This is a genomic window from Propioniciclava sinopodophylli (assembly GCF_004324755.1).
Taxonomy (GTDB): domain Bacteria; phylum Actinomycetota; class Actinomycetes; order Propionibacteriales; family Propionibacteriaceae; genus Propioniciclava; species Propioniciclava sinopodophylli.
The window spans coordinates 101132-115993 of the sequence record NZ_SDMQ01000002.1; the positions used below are offsets into that span (position 1 = coordinate 101132).

Consider the following 14862-nt stretch of genomic DNA (forward strand, 5'->3'; position numbering starts at 1 on the left):
CTACCGAAAAACCGTCGGTTGACCGACTCGGAAAGAACGTTTCGCCGATCGCTTCCACCTGAGCACGACATGCCGTAGTATCGACGGACCCCGTCGCGTCGGCTCAGTCGCTGTCGAGCATCTCCGGCGTCAGCGACGCCTCCGTTCCCGGGATGTCGAGCTCTTGGGCCCTCTTGTCGGCGGTCGCCAGCAGGCGGCGGATGCGGCCGGCCACGGCGTCCTTGGTGAGCGGCGGCTGGTGCAGCTGGCCGAGCTCCTCGAGGCTGGCCTGCTTGTGCTCCAGGCGCAGCAGGCCGGCGGCGCGCAGATGTTGGGGCACCTCGTCGCCGAGGATCTCCAGAGCGCGCTCGACGCGGGCGCCGGCCGCGACGGCGGCCTGGGCGGAGCGGCGCAGGTTCGCGTCGTCGAAGTTGGCCAGGCGGTTCGCGGACGCCTTGATCTCGCGGCGCATCCGCCGGTCCTCCCAGGCGAGCAGGGTCTCGTGCGCACCGAGGCGGGTCAGCATCGCGGAGATGGCGTCACCGTCGCGGATGACGACGCGGTCGACGCCGCGCACCTCGCGGGCCTTGGCCTGGACGCCGAGGCGGCGGGCGGCGCCCACCAGCGCGAGGGCGGCCTCCGACCCGGGGCAGGTGACCTCCATGGACATGGAGCGGCCCGGCTCCGTCAGCGACCCGTGGGCCAGGAACGCGCCGCGCCACACGGCCGTGGCCACGTCGAGGCCACCAGAGACGACGGCGGCGGGCAGGCCGCGCACGGGGCGTCCGCGGGAGTCGATGAGGCCGGTCTGGCGGGCGAGCGAATCTCCGTCCTTGATGAGGCGGACGACGTAGCGCGTCCCGCGGCGCAGCCCGGACGGAGTGACCACGACGAATTCGCAGGAGAAGCCGAACAGGTCGGCGATGGCGGTGCGGAGCCGGCGCGCGGCGGCGCCGGTGTCGAGGTCGACCTCCACGATGATCTTGCCCCCGGCCAGGTGAAGGCTGCCCGCGAAGCGGAGCAGGGCGGCCACCTCGGCCTTGCGCACGGCGGGCTTCGTCACCGGCACGGCTGCCAGCTCTGCCTTCACGTCTGCGGTCAGTGCCATGCGGGCCAGCCTAACGTCCCATCAAATCGGCATAGACGCCGGCGAGACGGTTGACGTCGTGCCGGGGCCTGCCGTCGGTGGCCCGGACGGGCGTGACCACCAGCTCGGCCCCGAGCGAGGCGGCGTAGGTGGCCAGGTGCTTGTCGCCTCGGGCGTAGGTGGGGTCGCAGACGATGGTGTCCAGGCGCAGCCGGGGCGCGTGGTCGGCCAAGGCCTCCAGGTGGGTGGACGCCGTGAAGCCGGCCGTCTCGTCGGCCGCCACGAGGTTCAGGGTGAGGATGCGGCGGGCGTTCGTGGTGACGATGGCCTCGCCCAGTTCGGGGACCAGCAGGTGCACCAGCACGGACGTGAACCACGAGCCGGGCCCGAGCACCACGAAGTCGGCGGCGTGGATGGCCTCGACCGTCTCCGGGCAGGCGGGCGGGGCCGAGGGCAGCAGCCGCACCTCGCGGACGACGCCCGGGCACTTCGCCACCCGCGCTTGCCCGCGGATGTGGGTGACCTCGTCGGGGCGCTCCGGGTCGACGCCGATCACGTCCGCCTCGATCTCCAGCGGGACAGCCGCCATCGGCAGCACGCGGCCCTGGACGCCCAACAGCTTGGCCACCATGTCCAGCCCGGAGACGGGGTCACCGAGGCGCTCCCAGATGCCGGCGATCAGCAGGTTGCCGATGGCGTGGCCGGCCAGTGGGCCCTCGCCGCCGAACCGGGACTGCAGCACGTCGGCCCACATGCGGCCCTCGCGGTCGTCGCCGCAGAGGGCGGCCAGGGCCATCCGCAGATCGCCGGGCGGCAGGATGTCGAACTGGGCGCGCAGGCGTCCGGACGACCCCCCGTCGTCTGCGACCGTCACGACGGCGGTGAGGTCACTGGTGACGCGCCGCAGCGCGCGCAGGGACGCGGCCAGGCCGTGCCCTCCCCCCATCGCGACGACGGCGGGCAACCCCGGGTCGAGCGTCGGGGTCATTCCAGCCCCAGGTCCCTGTGCAGCACATGGACGCCGTAGCCCGCCTCCCGCAGGCGTCGGGACAGCTCCTCCGACATCGCCGTCGAACGGTGCTTGCCGCCCGTGCAGCCCACCGCGACCGTGGCCAACCGCTTGCCCTCACGCTCGTAGCCGGGCATGACCGTGCGCAGCATCGCCTCGACCGAGTCGAGCCAGGGACCGGCGGCGTCCTGCCCGAGCACGTACGAGGACACCGACTTGGACAGGCCGGTCTGCGGGCGCAGTTCCGGCACCCAGTGCGGGTTCGGCAGGAAGCGTACGTCGAGCACCATGTCGGCGTCGATCGGGATGCCGTTCTTGAAGCCGAACGACATGACGGTGAGGCGCAACTCCCGGTCGTCCGAGGTGTTGAAGGCGTACGCAACTCGGTTGGCCAGCTGGTGCACGTTGATGTCGGAGGTGTCGATCACCAGGTCGGCAGCGCCGCGCAGGGTGGCCAGCAGGTGGCGCTCGCGGCGGATACCGTCCAGCAGCCGTCCGTCGCCCTGCAGTGGGTGCGGACGCCGGACGTGCTCCTGGCGCTTCACGATGACCTGGTCGGACGCCTCCAGGAACAGGATCTGCGGCCACACGCCGTGGGCGTTCAAGGCGTCGAAGGCGGCCGGGATCTGGTCGAACTCAGAGCGGGTACGCACGTCGAGGACGACCGCGACCTTGTCGAAGCCGGAGTCTGTGACGGTCTGGACGAGCTCGTCCAGCAGGGTGGGCGGCAGGTTGTCGACGACGTACCAGCCGAGGTCCTCCAGGGCGTGGGCCGCAGTGCGGCGTCCGGCGCCCGACATTCCGGTGATGGCGACGAAGCGGGTGGAGGGAACGCTCATGCCGCCATCATGTCAGTTCGACCTCGCCGGTGGCCGTGTTCAGCGCCTCTCCCGGCTGCTGCTGGTCGAGGGCGGCCTTGACGGCCTCGGCGGTCTTGCGGCCGAAGCCCGGGACGAGCGCGATCTCCTCGACGTCGGCGGCACGCAGCTTCTTGAGGCTGCCGAAGTGCTTGATGAGGGCCTTGCGGCGCAGCTCCCCCAGCCCGGGCACGGCGTCGAGCAGCGAGTCGACCATCGACTTGCTACGGCGTCCGCGGTGGTGGGTGATCGCGAAGCGGTGCGCCTCGTCGCGGGCACGCTGGAGCAGGTACAGGCCCTCGGACGCCCGGGGCAGGATCAGCGGGAACTCGTCGTCGGGCAGCCAGACCTCCTCCAGGCGCTTGGCCAGCCCGACCAGGGGTACGTCGGTGATGCCGAGGGCGTCCATCGCGGCCTTGGCGGCGGCGACCTGGGGGGCGCCGCCGTCGACGACGACCAGGCTCGGTTTGTAGGCGAACTTGCGGGCCGCGCCCGTGGTGGCGTCGACGAGCATGGCGTCGGAGCCGGTCAAGGACTCCTGGTCCTCCAGGTAGCGGCGGAAGCGGCGGGTGATCACCTCGTGGATGCTGCCCACGTCGTCGGAGCCCTCGACGGTGCGGATGATGAAGCGGCGGTACTCGGCCTTGCGGGCCAGGCCGTCCTCGAAGACGACCATCGACCCGACCACCTCGGTGCCCTGCAGGTGGGAGATGTCGTAGCACTCGATGCGCAGCGGCGGGGCGTCCAGGCCGAGGGCATCCTGCAGTTCCTCCAGCGCGCGGTTGCGGGTGGAGAGGTCGGAGGCCCGCTTGGTCTTGTGCAGAACCAGTGCCTCGCCGGCGTTGCGTGCGACGGTGTCCATGAGGACGCGCTTGTCGCCGCGCTGGGGGACGTGCACGGTGACGCGGCTGCCCCGGACGTCGCTGAGCAGGCCGGACAGGGCCGTGCCGGACGCCGGTTTCACCGGCACCAGCACTTCACGCGGGATGCCCCCGGAGATGCCGGCGAGGTCGGGGTCGGCATACAGCTGGAGGCAGAAGTTCTCGACCAGCTCCTCCAGTGTGGAGTCGTCGGCGCGGTCGGCGACCCAGCCGCGCTCGCCCTGGACGCGGCCGTGGCGGACGTGGAACACCTGGATGGCGACCTCGAGCTCGTCGGCGGCCAGGGCAATGACGTCGGCGTCCGTCGCGTCGCCCAGCACGATGGCGTTGCGCTCCGTGGCGGACGTGAGCGCGGCGAGCTTGTCGCGCAGGACGGCGGCGCGCTCGAACTCCAGCTCGTCGGAGGCCTGCATCATCGCCTGCCGGACGCGGCGGATGAGGTGGTTGGTGTTGCCGGCCAGGAAGTCGCAGACGTCGCTGACGAGCTCGCGGTGGGCGTCCGGGTCGATCCAGTTGACGCACGGGGCCGAGCACTTGCCGATGTGGGCCAGCAGGCAGGGGCGTCCGGACGCCTTGGCGTTGCGGAAGACGCCGTTGGTGCACGAGCGCATCGGGAAGACGCGCAGCAGGGAGTCGATGGTCTCGCGGATCGCCCACGCCTGCGCGTAGGGGCCGTAGTAGCGGTTGCCCTTGCGCTTGGCGCCCCGGCCCACGAACACGCGCGGGAACTCGTCGCCCCACGTGACGCACACCCACGGGTAGGACTTGTCGTCGCGGTACTTGATGTTGAACCGCGGGTCGAACTGCTTGATCCACGTGTACTCGAGCTGCAGGGACTCCAACTCGTTCTGCACGACGGTCCACTCCACCTTGGACGCGGTGCGCACCATCGTCTGCGTCCGGAAGTGCAGCGAGTGCGGATCGGCGAAGTAGGAGTTGAGCCGCTGGCGGAGGTTCTTGGCCTTGCCGACGTAGATCACGGTGCCCGAGGGGTCGCTGAACCGGTAGACGCCGGGCTGGGTCGGGATCGTGCCGGGCGCCGGTCGGTAGGACGCCGGGTCAGCCATGCGCGCCAGCTTAGGTCCCCCTGCCGACAGCCCCGGGCTTGGCCGCCGAGAGCCCCGGCCCTGTGCGCCGACAGCCCCGGTGTTGTGCGCCGACAGCCCCGGTGTTGTGCGCCGAGAGCCCCGTTCCCAAGCACTCCCGGTGGGCGGGCGACACCGTGGTGGTGTGGCCGGACAGCCCGGCGGTGCAGCGGAATGGGGGTCGGGCATCGGCGACCACGGCACCCCCGGCGATCCCTCAGCCAGCTCCCCGGTGAACCCGGAGGAGCGACCCGTGGTGGTGCTGCGATGAGGCGGCCCCTGACCCTGGGGCTGGGCTTCCTGCTCGCAACCGGCGCAGTAGCCGGCTGCTCGGCGTCCGCCCCGTTCGACCCCTGCCCCGCCAACGTGGTGCGGGTGGAGGTGTTCAACACCTACGCCGACCACCCGATCGCGGACCGGCACGAGGTCTCCATCGACGACGCGGCTGACGCCTGCGCGACGGCTTTCCCTTATGACAGGGCGCGCCAGAAGACCTTCTCCGAGGCAGAGCTCGGCCAACGCCGCCTCACCGTGTACCGCTTCACCGGCTCGGACGGTTCGGTCCGGACGGTTCGGGTCCACGGCCTGGCCGGTGTGGGCGCGGGGGCGGCGATCCTGATGGACGACGGGCGCTCCTTCCACATCGACAGCGCCGGACCCGAGCCCTACCTCCCAGCGGACGCCGAGGTTGTCCCGCGCGAGGCGATTCCCTAGCCACCCCGGCCACGGACAGCCGCGCCGGACAGCCCTGCGCCCGCGTACTAGGGTTGTCGCATGACTCCCGACCGACGTTCCTTCCTGACCAGCGCCGGCCTGGCGGCACTCGCAGTGGGAACCGGCGCCCTCGCGGGATGCAGCGCCCCCGCCCGCACGTCGCCCGGCGCTCCCCCGGCCGGCAACACGCTGTCGGTCCCGGCGAGCCGCATCCCCGTCGGCGGCGGCGTGATCCTCGACGAGGCCAACTTCGTGGTGACCCAACCGACCGCGGGCGAGTTCAAGGCGTTCAACAAGATGTGCACGCACCAGGGCTGCCCGGTCTCCGACATCCAGGGCACCGACATCCACTGCCGCTGCCACGGTGCGAAGTTCTCGATCGCCGACGGGTCCGTCACCAACGGCCCCGCCACCAAGCCGCTCAAGGCCGCCAAGGCCGAGCTGGACGGCGACCAGGTCAAGATCTCCGCCTGACCCGCCCGGGCTTTCGGCGGCGTAGAGGCTGCTGAGGTGTGAGCGTCCACGAGCCTCGAGGGGACCGGGACGTCAGAAGCGGAACGGGATCGGGATGGGGCCGCAGCAGCACACGCCGCGTACCTCGCCCGGGAACAGCTTCAGCAGCGTCGCCGCCTGGTGGCACGCCACGAATCTCATCACCGACGGCCGGATGCCACGAATCACCCCGCGCTCGCGGATGATCCCCCGCACCGCTGCCGAGCAGGTCTGGTCGCCGTGCAGGGCCCCGCGGGCGCACCGGTAGCCCTTGCGCGGGCTGATGTGCCGCTGGTACCCCGTGATCGCTGCGTCGACGACGCGGCGGGGCGTGTCCGTGACCTTCATGCGAACACCCTAGTCGCCACGTCTTTCAGTGCGCCACAGGCCCCTCGAGGCCACTGCGCTCGCACCTCAGGGACCTCCTACACCAACAGCGGCTTCAGGAACTGACCCGTGTGGCTGTCCTCCAGCGCCGCGATGTCCTCGGGCTTGCCCACGCCGACGACGGTGCCGCCACCCGAACCACCCTCGGGGCCCATGTCGATCACCCAGTCCGACGTCTTGATGACGTCGAGGTTGTGCTCGATGACGATCACGGAGTTGCCTTGGTCGACCAGCCGGTTCAGCACCACGAGCAGCTTGTTGATGTCCTCGAAGTGCAGGCCGGTGGTCGGCTCGTCAAGGATGTAGACCGTCTTGCCCGTCGACCGGCGCTGCAGTTCGGTGGCCAGCTTCACGCGCTGCGCCTCACCACCCGACAGCGTCGTGGCCGGCTGGCCGAGTCGCACGTACCCCAGCCCGACGTCCACCAACGTCTTCATGTAGCGCGCGATCGCGTTGATCGGCGCGAAGAACTCGGCAGCCTCCTCGATCGGCATGTTGAGCACCTCGGCGATGGTCTTGCCCTTGTAGTGCACCTCCAGCGTTTCGCGGTTGTACCGGGCCCCGTGGCACACCTCGCAGGGCACGTACACGTCGGGCAGGAAGTTCATCTCGATCTTGATCGTGCCGTCGCCCGCACAGTTCTCGCAGCGCCCGCCCTTCACGTTGAACGAGAACCGCCCCGGCTGGTAGCCGCGCGCCTTCGCCTCCGGCGTCTCCGCGAACAGCTTGCGGATACGGTCGAACACGCCCGTGTACGTCGCCGGGTTCGACCGCGGCGTCCGTCCGATCGGGCTCTGGTCGACGTGGATCGCCTTGTCCACGTGCTCCAGGCCGGTGATGCGGCTGTGGCGGCCGGGGACGTCCTTGGCCGAGTACAGGTGGCGCGCCAGCGCCTTGGACAGGATGTGGTTGACCAGCGAACTCTTTCCCGAGCCCGAGACGCCGGTAACCGACACCATGCACCCGAGCGGGAACTCGACCGAGACGTCCTTCAGGTTGTTCTCGGACGCCCCCTCGACCGTCAGCTTCCGCCCGTTTCCCGGACGCCGCACCGCCGGCACCGGGATGGACCGGCGCCCCGACAGGTACGCGCCCGTCACCGACTCCTTGTTGGCCAGCAGCTCCTTCAGCCCACCGGAGACGATCACGTTGCCGCCGTGCTCGCCGGCGCCGGGGCCGATGTCGACGATGTGGTCGGCGGTGCGGATCGTGTCCTCGTCGTGCTCGACGACGATGAGGGTGTTGCCCAGGTCCCGCAGCCGGATGAGGGTGTCGATGAGGCGCCGATTGTCGCGCTGGTGCAGGCCGATGCTCGGCTCGTCCAGCACGTACAGGACGCCCACCAGCCCCGACCCGATCTGCGTCGCCAGCCGGATGCGTTGCGCCTCGCCGCCCGACAGGCTGCCGGCGGAGCGGGCCAGGGTCAGGTACTCCAGACCCACGTCCAGCAGGAATCGCAGCCGCTCGTTGACCTCCTTGACGACGCGCTCGGCGATGGCGGCCTCGCGCTCGGTGAGCGTGAGGCCCCGCATGAAGGCCAGGCAGTCGGCGATCGAGAGGTTGGCCACCTCGGCGATGTTCTTGCCCGCGATCGTGACCGCCAGCGAGGTCGGCTTGAGCCGCGCCCCGTGGCACGTGTCGCAGGGACGCTCGCGCATGAACCCGGCGAACCGCTCGCGCGCGTTGTCGCTCTCCGCCTCCGTGAACCGCCTCCGGACGAACGGGATCGCCCCCTCGAACGACGCGTTGTAGCTCGTCGTGCGCCCGTGACGGTTGGTGTTGGAGACCCGCAGCGTGCCCTTGACGCCGTTGAGGATCATGCCCTGCACCTTCGCCGGCAGGTCGCCCCACGGGGTGTCGACGGAGAAGCCGTGCGTGTCGGCCAGCGTGCGGAAGATCGCTTGGAAGTACCCCGAAACGTAGACGGAGTTCCAAGGCACGATCGCGTTGTCGGAGAGGCTCTTGCTGCGGTCGGGCACGACCAGGTCGGGATCGACCTCCATGCGGGTGCCCAGGCCCGAGCAGGTCGGGCAGGCGCCCCACGGGGCGTTGAACGAGAACTGCCGGGGCTCGAGCTCCTCCAGCGAGATGTCGTGGTTGTTGGGGCAGGCCAGCTTCTCCGAGTACCGGCGGTGCCGCCCCGGCTCGCCCTCGGGCACGTCCACGAACTCGATCTCGACCACGCCCGAAGCCAGGTTCAGTGCGGTCTCGATCGAGTCGGTGAGGCGCTGCTTGATGGACGCCTTGGCCGCCAGCCGGTCTACCACCACCTCGATGTTGTGGCGGATCTGCTTGTCCAAAGTCGGCGGGCTCGTGAGCTGGTGGATCTCCCCGTCGACCCGCACGCGCGTGAAGCCCTGCGTGATGTAGGAGCGCATCAGGTCGATGTGCTCGCCCTTGCGGCCACGCACGACCGGCGCCAGCACCATGAACCGGGTGCCCTCTTCCAGGGCGAGCAGGCGGTCGACGATCTGCTGCGGGCTCTGCCGCGTGATGGGCTCCCCACACTCCGGGCAGTGCGGACGCCCGATGCGGGCGTACAGCAGGCGCAGGTAGTCGTACACCTCGGTGATGGTGCCGACCGTGGAGCGCGGGTTGCGGCTGGTCGACTTCTGGTCGATCGCAACCGCGGGCGACAAGCCCTCGATGAAGTCGACGTCGGGCTTGTCCATCTGCCCCAGGAACTGGCGCGCGTAGGCGGACAGCGACTCGACGTACCTGCGCTGGCCCTCGGCGAAGATCGTGTCGAACGCCAGCGACGACTTGCCCGAGCCGGACAGCCCGGTGAAGACGATGAGGGAATCGCGCGGAAGCTCGAGGCTCACGTTCCGCAGGTTGTGCTCGCGCGCACCAGCGACGATCAGGCGTTCAGTCACCCGCACCATGTTAGGCGCGGCCCCTGACAGTTTCCGTACCGCCCTCCACGGCGATGAGCCAGGTAAGGCTAGGGTGACCTTCATGCTCGCGATCCTGAACCAAGGACAGGTGGAGCCTGCCCTCCGTCGCATCGCGACCGCGACCCAGGCGCTGCTGCGCCAGACCCTCGACCTCGAGGAGGACGACTGGCGCGCCCCGTCCCTCCTCCCGGGCTGGTCGCGCGCCCACGTCGCGTCGCACATCAGCCGCAACGCGGACGCCCTACGTCGCGTCATCGCGGCCGCCCGCGACGGCGAACCGGCGCCTCTCTACCCCTCGTCGGCGGCGAAGTTCAACGACATCGAGCGCGGCTCGGAACGCAGCGGCCTGGAGCTCCACGTCGACCTCGACACCTCGGCCGGAGAACTGGCCAACCTCTGCGAGCGCGTCGAGGACTGGCTCGTCCCCGTCCGCCTCATCGGCGGCGAGTTTCCCCTGTCGGTGGTCACGCTGATCCGCCTCCACGAGCTGACGCTGCACCACCTCGACCTCGACACCGGCTTCACCTGGGAAGACGTCGACCTCATCCCCGCCCGCTGGATGCTGGAGTGGATGCTCATCCTCCTCCGCGACGACCAGTCCCTGCCCGCCGTCGACATCGAGTCGGACGCCGGCGTCGCGGCCTCGCTGGGGGGCGTCGGAGAGCGCCGAACGGTGACCGGCCCGGACGCCGCGCTCTGGGCCTGGGTGACCGGCCGCACGAAGGGTGAGGGCCTCACGGACGCCGAGGGCATCAGCTTCCCCCTCGCCGGCTGATGGTGGGAGGCACGACCAGGACTCGTCTAGGGTCTGGTCATGGAGATCAGGAGCGCCGTCGTCGGCAAGATGACCAACAACGCCTACCTGCTCGTCGACGCGGGTGAGGGCCTGCTGATCGACGCGGCGGACGACCCCGTGGCGCTGCTCGCCCTGATCGGCGACACGCCCGTCCACACCATCGTCACGACCCACCGCCACCCCGACCACGTCCAGGCGCTGGCCGCGATGGCCGCCCACACGGGCGCCCGCCTGGTTGCCGGGACGCCGGACGCCGACGCCATCGAATCCGCCACCGGGGTCACCATCGACCAACGCGTCTGGGACGGCGACACCCTCCGCGTCGGCAACACCGGGCTCACCGTCGTCGGCCTGGTCGGCCACACGCCCGGGTCGATCGCGCTCATCCACTCCCCCGACGAGGGCCACGCCCACGTGTTCAGCGGCGACTCCCTCTTCCCCGGCGGGGTCGGCAAGACACACACACCTGAGGAGTTCGACTCCCTGTTCGAGGGCGTCACCAGCAAGCTCTTCGCCCAACTGCCCGACGACACCGTCGTCCACCCCGGCCACGGTGACCCGACGACGCTGGGCCACGAGCGACCACACCTGCCCACGTGGCGTGAGCGTGGTTGGTGACTCGGCACACTGACGGTGTGACGACCCTCCCCGACCTGAACCCGCTCGGCGACCCGGTCGCCTTCCAGCTCAACGTCAACGGCGGCCTCGCGCGTCCCTCAGTCGTCCAACTGGCCCCCGATGGCCCTGACGCGGGCTCACCCAACCGTGTCCTGAACCTCGCCCGCCTGGTCGTGCTCGTCGAGGACGGCACGTGGCTCAGCAAGCAGGCAGGCGCCCAGACCCTCGTCGACCACCACCCCGAGTTCGCGGACGCCGTCGCCGAGGCCCTGCGCGCACGCACCGAAAGGCGCTGGATGGACCCGCGCCTGGCGGACCCACTCAGCGCCCTCCTGCTCGATCGGCTGGGCTGAGCCCAGCCACCAGCCTCAGACGCCCGTGACCTCGCCGGGATCCTGCGGCTCGGCGGGATCGACGCGCTCGGAGGTCTACCGCTGAACACCGACCCCCACGTTGCGGCGTCCGGCGTCGGAGGTCCACACCTCCCCCGGGATCCCGGAGACGTGGGGATTGTCGGTGAGGTCGAAGACGCGCTCCATGACCGGGGTGTCCTTCTGTGCCTGGAAGTCGCGCAGCGCACCGACGGCCTTCTTGCCCAGCAGGAGCAGGGCGATGAGGTTGATCACGGCCATCACCGACATGAACACATCAGCGATCGCGAACAGCAACTCGAGGCCCTGTAGCGCGCCCCACGCGGTGGAGCCCACGACCAGCAGCCGGACCAGCATGTTGCCGATACGGCCGCCGCCCAGGAAGTCCTGGTTCACCTCGGCGTAGGAGTAGTTGCCCAGGATCGTGGAGTAGGCGAACACGAAGATCAGGATCGCCATGACGGGGGCCGTCCACGCGCCCAACTCACCGGCCAGCGACTGCTGGGTGAGGGTGGCCGCGGCGTCCGCGCTGGTCACGCCGGGGGTGTAGACCTCGGGCGAGGAGAGCAGGATCACGATCGCGGTCGCCGTGCAGACGATCATGGTGTCGACGAACACGCCCGCCGACTGGATGAGCCCCTGGTGCACCGGGTGCGAGGTCGTCGCGGTCGCGGCCGCGTTGGGCGCTGAGCCCATGCCCGCCTCGTTGGAGTACATGCCGCGCTTCACGCCGTTCAGCATCGACGCCAGGATGCCACCCGCTGTCCCGGACAGCGCCGGGTTCAACCCGAACGCGCCCGCGAAGATGGACCCGATGATGCCGGGCACCGCGGGCAGGTTCGTCACGATCACGACCAGGGCGAGCAGCACGTAGACCAGAGCCATGCCGGGCGCGAGGATCTCCGACACCCGGGCCACCGACTTGATCCCGCCGAAGACGATGAGCGCGGTCAGCACACCCAGTCCGATGGCCGTCCAGATCGGGTCGATGCCCCACGTGGACTGGAACACACTGGCGATGGTGCCGGCCTGGATCATCTCGAACGCGAAGCCGAAGGTGAAGATCAGCGCGCAGGCGAACACGATGCCGAAGGCCCGCGAGCCGAGCCCGCGTTGGATGTAGTACGCCGGGCCGCCGCGGAAGGTGCCGTCCTCGTGCGGGATCTTGTACACCTGCGCCAGCGTCGCCTCGACGAACGCGGTCGCCATGCCCAGCAGGGCCATCAGCCACATCCAGAAGATGGCGCCCGGTCCGCCCAGGGTCAACGCGACCGCGACACCGACGATGTTGCCGACGCCCACCCGCGAGGCCAGCGAGATCGCGAACGCCTGGAACGACGAGATCCCCCCGCTCACGTGGCCGCGGGAGTTGAAGATGACCTTCCACATCGTGCCGAACAGACGGAACTGGACGCCCCTCGTCATCACCGTGAAGGCGACACCGGCGGCGATCAGGAAGAAGATCAACACCCACGTGAGGTTGTCGTTGAGGAAGGCGATGACGGCGTCCATGCGTTCTCTCCGTTCGGTTCGGATGGCAGAACACTAGGGCACACACCCCCGGACGCCGCCGCGCCGCCCCGCTACTTGGTCGCTTCGACCACCTGCCGGATCATCTTCTTCAGCTCGTGGATCTCGTCGCGCAACCGCGCCGCGGTCTCGAACTGCAGTTCACGCGCGGCCTCGTGCATCTGGTCGCTCAGCTCGTGCACCAGTTTGGCCAGCTCCGAGGTGGGCAGCGCCCCCAGGTTGCGGTCGCCCTTCTTGAGCGCGGGCACCGGGGCGCCCTTGTCGCCGAACTTGCCGACGACGTCCCAGGTGTCGGCGTCCTCGCGGGCGAGCATGTCGGTGATGTCGGCGATCTTCTTGCGCAGCGGCTGCGGGTCGATGCCGTGCTCGGTGTTGTAGGCGACCTGCTTCTCGCGGCGGCGGTTGGTCTCGTCGATGGCGGCCTCCATCGACGGGGTCATCTTGTCGGCGTACATGTGCACCTGACCGCCCACGTTGCGCGCAGCGCGTCCGATCGTCTGGATGAGCGAGCGCTCCGAACGCAGGAAACCTTCCTTGTCGGCGTCCAGGATCGCGACGAGCGACACCTCGGGCAGGTCGAGGCCCTCGCGCAGCAGGTTGATGCCGACGAGCACGTCGTACTCGCCCATCCGCAGCTCGCGCAGCAGCTCGATGCGGCGCAGCGTGTCGACCTCGGAGTGCAGGTACCGCGTCCGGATGCCGTTCTCCATGAGGTAGTCGGTCAGGTCCTCGGCCATCTTCTTGGTCAGCGTCGTGACAAGGACGCGCTCGTTCTTCTCGACGCGCTGCTTGATCTCGCCCATCAGGTCGTCGATCTGGCCCTTGGTGGGCTTCACGATGACCTCGGGGTCGATGAGGCCGGTGGGGCGGATGACCTGCTCGACGAACCCGTCCGACCGCGCCATCTCGTAGGGGCCGGGGGTGGCCGACAGGTAGACGGTCTGGCCGATGCGCTCGACGAACTCCTCGAAGCGGAGCGGGCGGTTGTCCATGGCGCTGGGCAGGCGGAAGCCGTAGTCGACCAGCGTTCGCTTGCGGGACATGTCTCCCTCGTACATGCCGCCGATCTGCGGCACCGTGACGTGCGACTCGTCGACGACGAGCACGAAGTCCTCGGGGAAGTAGTCGAGCAGGCAGTTGGGCGGCGTGCCGGGGCCGCGCCCGTCGATGTGGCGGGAGTAGTTCTCGATGCCCGAGCAGGTGCCGATCTGGCGCATCATCTCCATGTCGTAGCCGGTGCGCATGCGCAGGCGCTGTGCCTCCAGCAGCTTGTTGGACGCCTCGAGGTCGGCCAGGCGCTGTTCGAGTTCGATCTCGATGCCGGACAGTGCGCGCTCCATGCGGTCGGGGCCGGCGACGTAGTGGGACGCCGGGAAGACGTAGACCTCGCGGTCCTCGCTCAGCACTTCGCCGGTGAGCGGGTGCAGCGTGGAGAGCGCCTCGATCTCGTCGCCGAAGAACTCGACCCGGACGGCATTCTCCTCGTACATCGGGAAGATCTCCATGGTGTCGCCGCGCACCCGGAACGTGCCCCGCGTGGCGGCGAGGTCGTTGCGGGCGTACTGGTTGGTCACGAGGCGGCGGGCCAGCCCATCCATGTCGTGGCTCTCCCCCACCCGCAGGCGGATCATGCGGTCGACGTACTCCTGCGGCGTGCCCAGGCCGTAGATGGCCGAGACCGTCGCCACCACGATCACGTCGCGGCGCGTGAGCAGCGAGTTGGTCGCCGAGTGGCGGAGGCGTTCGACCTCCTCGTTCAGCGAGCTGTCCTTTTCGATGTAGGTGTCCGACTGCGGCACGTACGCCTCGGGCTGGTAGTAGTCGTAGTAGCTGACGAAGTACTCCACCGCGTTGTCGGGGAAGAACTGCCGCAGCTCGTTCGCGAACTGCGCCGCGAGGGTCTTGTTGGGCTGCATGACCAACATCGGACGCTGGAGCCGCTCGGCCAGCCACGCCACGGTCGCCGTCTTGCCCGTGCCGGTCGCGCCGAGCAGCACGACGTCGTCCTCGCCGGCGCGGATGCGGCGTTCGAGTTCGTCGATCGCCGCCGGCTGGTCGCCGGCAGGCTCGAAGTCGGCCTGCATGGTGAACGGGGCCACGCGGCGCTGGATGTCGGTCACTGGGCGCATGTGTGCAAGCGTAGGTGCCGCCGCAGACAA

The 14862-nt window shown here is 69.8% G+C and carries 12 protein-coding genes and 1 pseudogene; 5 read left to right on the forward strand and 8 right to left on the reverse strand.

All coding sequences use genetic code 11. The features are described from left to right. Nucleotides 1-103: 103 nt before the first annotated feature. Genes whiA through uvrC form a run of 4 tightly spaced genes read right to left on the reverse strand, consistent with a single transcriptional unit; the run spans nt 104 to nt 4880 of the window. The gene (gene whiA / locus ET989_RS02695) at nt 104-1087 is read right to left on the reverse strand and encodes a DNA-binding protein WhiA (RefSeq protein WP_131167026.1); all 984 of its coding nucleotides are present in this window, start codon (nt 1085-1087) and stop codon (nt 104-106) included. 10 nt (nt 1088-1097) lie between these two features. Beyond that, nucleotides 1098-2054, reverse strand: a complete 957-nt coding sequence (locus ET989_RS02700) for a gluconeogenesis factor YvcK family protein (RefSeq protein WP_131167027.1) — start codon at nt 2052-2054, stop codon at nt 1098-1100. Beyond that, nucleotides 2051-2914: an RNase adapter RapZ gene (gene rapZ / locus ET989_RS02705; RefSeq protein ID WP_131167028.1), complete on the reverse strand. Its 864-nt coding sequence runs from the start codon at nt 2912-2914 to the stop codon at nt 2051-2053. Before rapZ ends, ET989_RS02700 begins: the two co-directional genes overlap by 4 nt. A gap of 7 nt (nt 2915-2921) precedes the next feature. Continuing rightward, nucleotides 2922-4880 carry an excinuclease ABC subunit UvrC gene (gene uvrC / locus ET989_RS02710; protein WP_131167029.1) on the reverse strand — a complete coding sequence of 653 codons (1959 nt, stop codon included), beginning with the start codon at nt 4878-4880 and terminating at the stop codon, nt 2922-2924. A gap of 285 nt (nt 4881-5165) precedes the next feature. Here uvrC and ET989_RS02715 point away from each other — a divergent pair, with 285 nt between their 5' ends. After that, the gene (locus ET989_RS02715) at nt 5166-5612 is read left to right on the forward strand and encodes a hypothetical protein (protein WP_131167030.1); all 447 of its coding nucleotides are present in this window, start codon (nt 5166-5168) and stop codon (nt 5610-5612) included. 60 nt (nt 5613-5672) lie between these two features. Further along, nucleotides 5673-6086 (forward strand): Rieske (2Fe-2S) protein, encoded by a 414-nt coding sequence (locus ET989_RS02720; protein WP_131167031.1) that lies wholly within the window; start codon nt 5673-5675, stop codon nt 6084-6086. 72 nt (nt 6087-6158) lie between these two features. On the opposite strand, the gene yidD is transcribed toward ET989_RS02720, so the two are convergent. Beyond that, nucleotides 6159-6452 (reverse strand): membrane protein insertion efficiency factor YidD, encoded by a 294-nt coding sequence (yidD, locus tag ET989_RS02725; protein WP_131167032.1) that lies wholly within the window; start codon nt 6450-6452, stop codon nt 6159-6161. A gap of 83 nt (nt 6453-6535) precedes the next feature. After that, nucleotides 6536-9376 (reverse strand): annotated as a pseudogene (gene uvrA / locus ET989_RS02730) (excinuclease ABC subunit UvrA); the annotation flags it as partial. Nucleotides 9377-9449: 73 nt separating this feature from the next. On the opposite strand from uvrA, the gene ET989_RS02735 reads away from it, so the two are divergent. Genes ET989_RS02735 through ET989_RS02745 form a run of 3 tightly spaced genes read left to right on the forward strand, consistent with a single transcriptional unit; the run spans nt 9450 to nt 11155 of the window. Next, nucleotides 9450-10163, forward strand: a complete 714-nt coding sequence (locus ET989_RS02735; protein WP_165489996.1) for a maleylpyruvate isomerase family mycothiol-dependent enzyme — start codon at nt 9450-9452, stop codon at nt 10161-10163. A 39-nt stretch (nt 10164-10202) separates the two neighbouring features. Then, complete coding sequence (locus ET989_RS02740) at nt 10203-10802, forward strand: MBL fold metallo-hydrolase (protein WP_131167035.1); 600 nt, start codon at nt 10203-10205, stop codon at nt 10800-10802. Nucleotides 10803-10819: 17 nt separating this feature from the next. Then, entirely contained in the window at nt 10820-11155 is a 336-nt protein-coding gene (locus tag ET989_RS02745) for an aminoglycoside adenylyltransferase domain-containing protein (RefSeq protein WP_165489997.1), read from the forward strand. A gap of 75 nt (nt 11156-11230) precedes the next feature. Here ET989_RS02745 and ET989_RS02750 read toward each other — a convergent pair whose 3' ends face one another. Both ET989_RS02750 and uvrB read right to left on the reverse strand, forming a co-directional pair. After that, nucleotides 11231-12685, reverse strand: coding sequence for an alanine/glycine:cation symporter family protein (locus ET989_RS02750; protein WP_131167037.1), 1455 nt, complete (start codon nt 12683-12685; stop codon nt 11231-11233). Between the two features lie 71 nt (nt 12686-12756). Further along, nucleotides 12757-14832: an excinuclease ABC subunit UvrB gene (gene uvrB / locus ET989_RS02755; RefSeq protein WP_131167038.1), complete on the reverse strand. Its 2076-nt coding sequence runs from the start codon at nt 14830-14832 to the stop codon at nt 12757-12759. Nucleotides 14833-14862: the final 30 nt, after the last annotated feature.

Coding starts and splice junctions, on each gene's coding strand:
- ET989_RS02700 (WP_131167027.1), bottom strand. CDS start 2,054: ATGACCCCGACGCTCGACCCGGGGTTGCCCGCCGTCGTCGCGATGGGG.
- rapZ (WP_131167028.1), bottom strand. CDS start 2,914: ATGAGCGTTCCCTCCACCCGCTTCGTCGCCATCACCGGAATGTCGGGC.
- yidD (WP_131167032.1), bottom strand. CDS start 6,452: ATGAAGGTCACGGACACGCCCCGCCGCGTCGTCGACGCAGCGATCACG.
- whiA (WP_131167026.1), bottom strand. CDS start 1,087: ATGGCACTGACCGCAGACGTGAAGGCAGAGCTGGCAGCCGTGCCGGTG.
- ET989_RS02720 (WP_131167031.1), top strand. CDS start 5,673: ATGACTCCCGACCGACGTTCCTTCCTGACCAGCGCCGGCCTGGCGGCA.
- uvrC (WP_131167029.1), bottom strand. CDS start 4,880: ATGGCTGACCCGGCGTCCTACCGACCGGCGCCCGGCACGATCCCGACC.
- uvrB (WP_131167038.1), bottom strand. CDS start 14,832: ATGCGCCCAGTGACCGACATCCAGCGCCGCGTGGCCCCGTTCACCATG.
- ET989_RS02715 (WP_131167030.1), top strand. CDS start 5,166: ATGAGGCGGCCCCTGACCCTGGGGCTGGGCTTCCTGCTCGCAACCGGC.
- ET989_RS02750 (WP_131167037.1), bottom strand. CDS start 12,685: ATGGACGCCGTCATCGCCTTCCTCAACGACAACCTCACGTGGGTGTTG.
- ET989_RS02735 (WP_165489996.1), top strand. CDS start 9,450: ATGCTCGCGATCCTGAACCAAGGACAGGTGGAGCCTGCCCTCCGTCGC.
- ET989_RS02740 (WP_131167035.1), top strand. CDS start 10,203: ATGGAGATCAGGAGCGCCGTCGTCGGCAAGATGACCAACAACGCCTAC.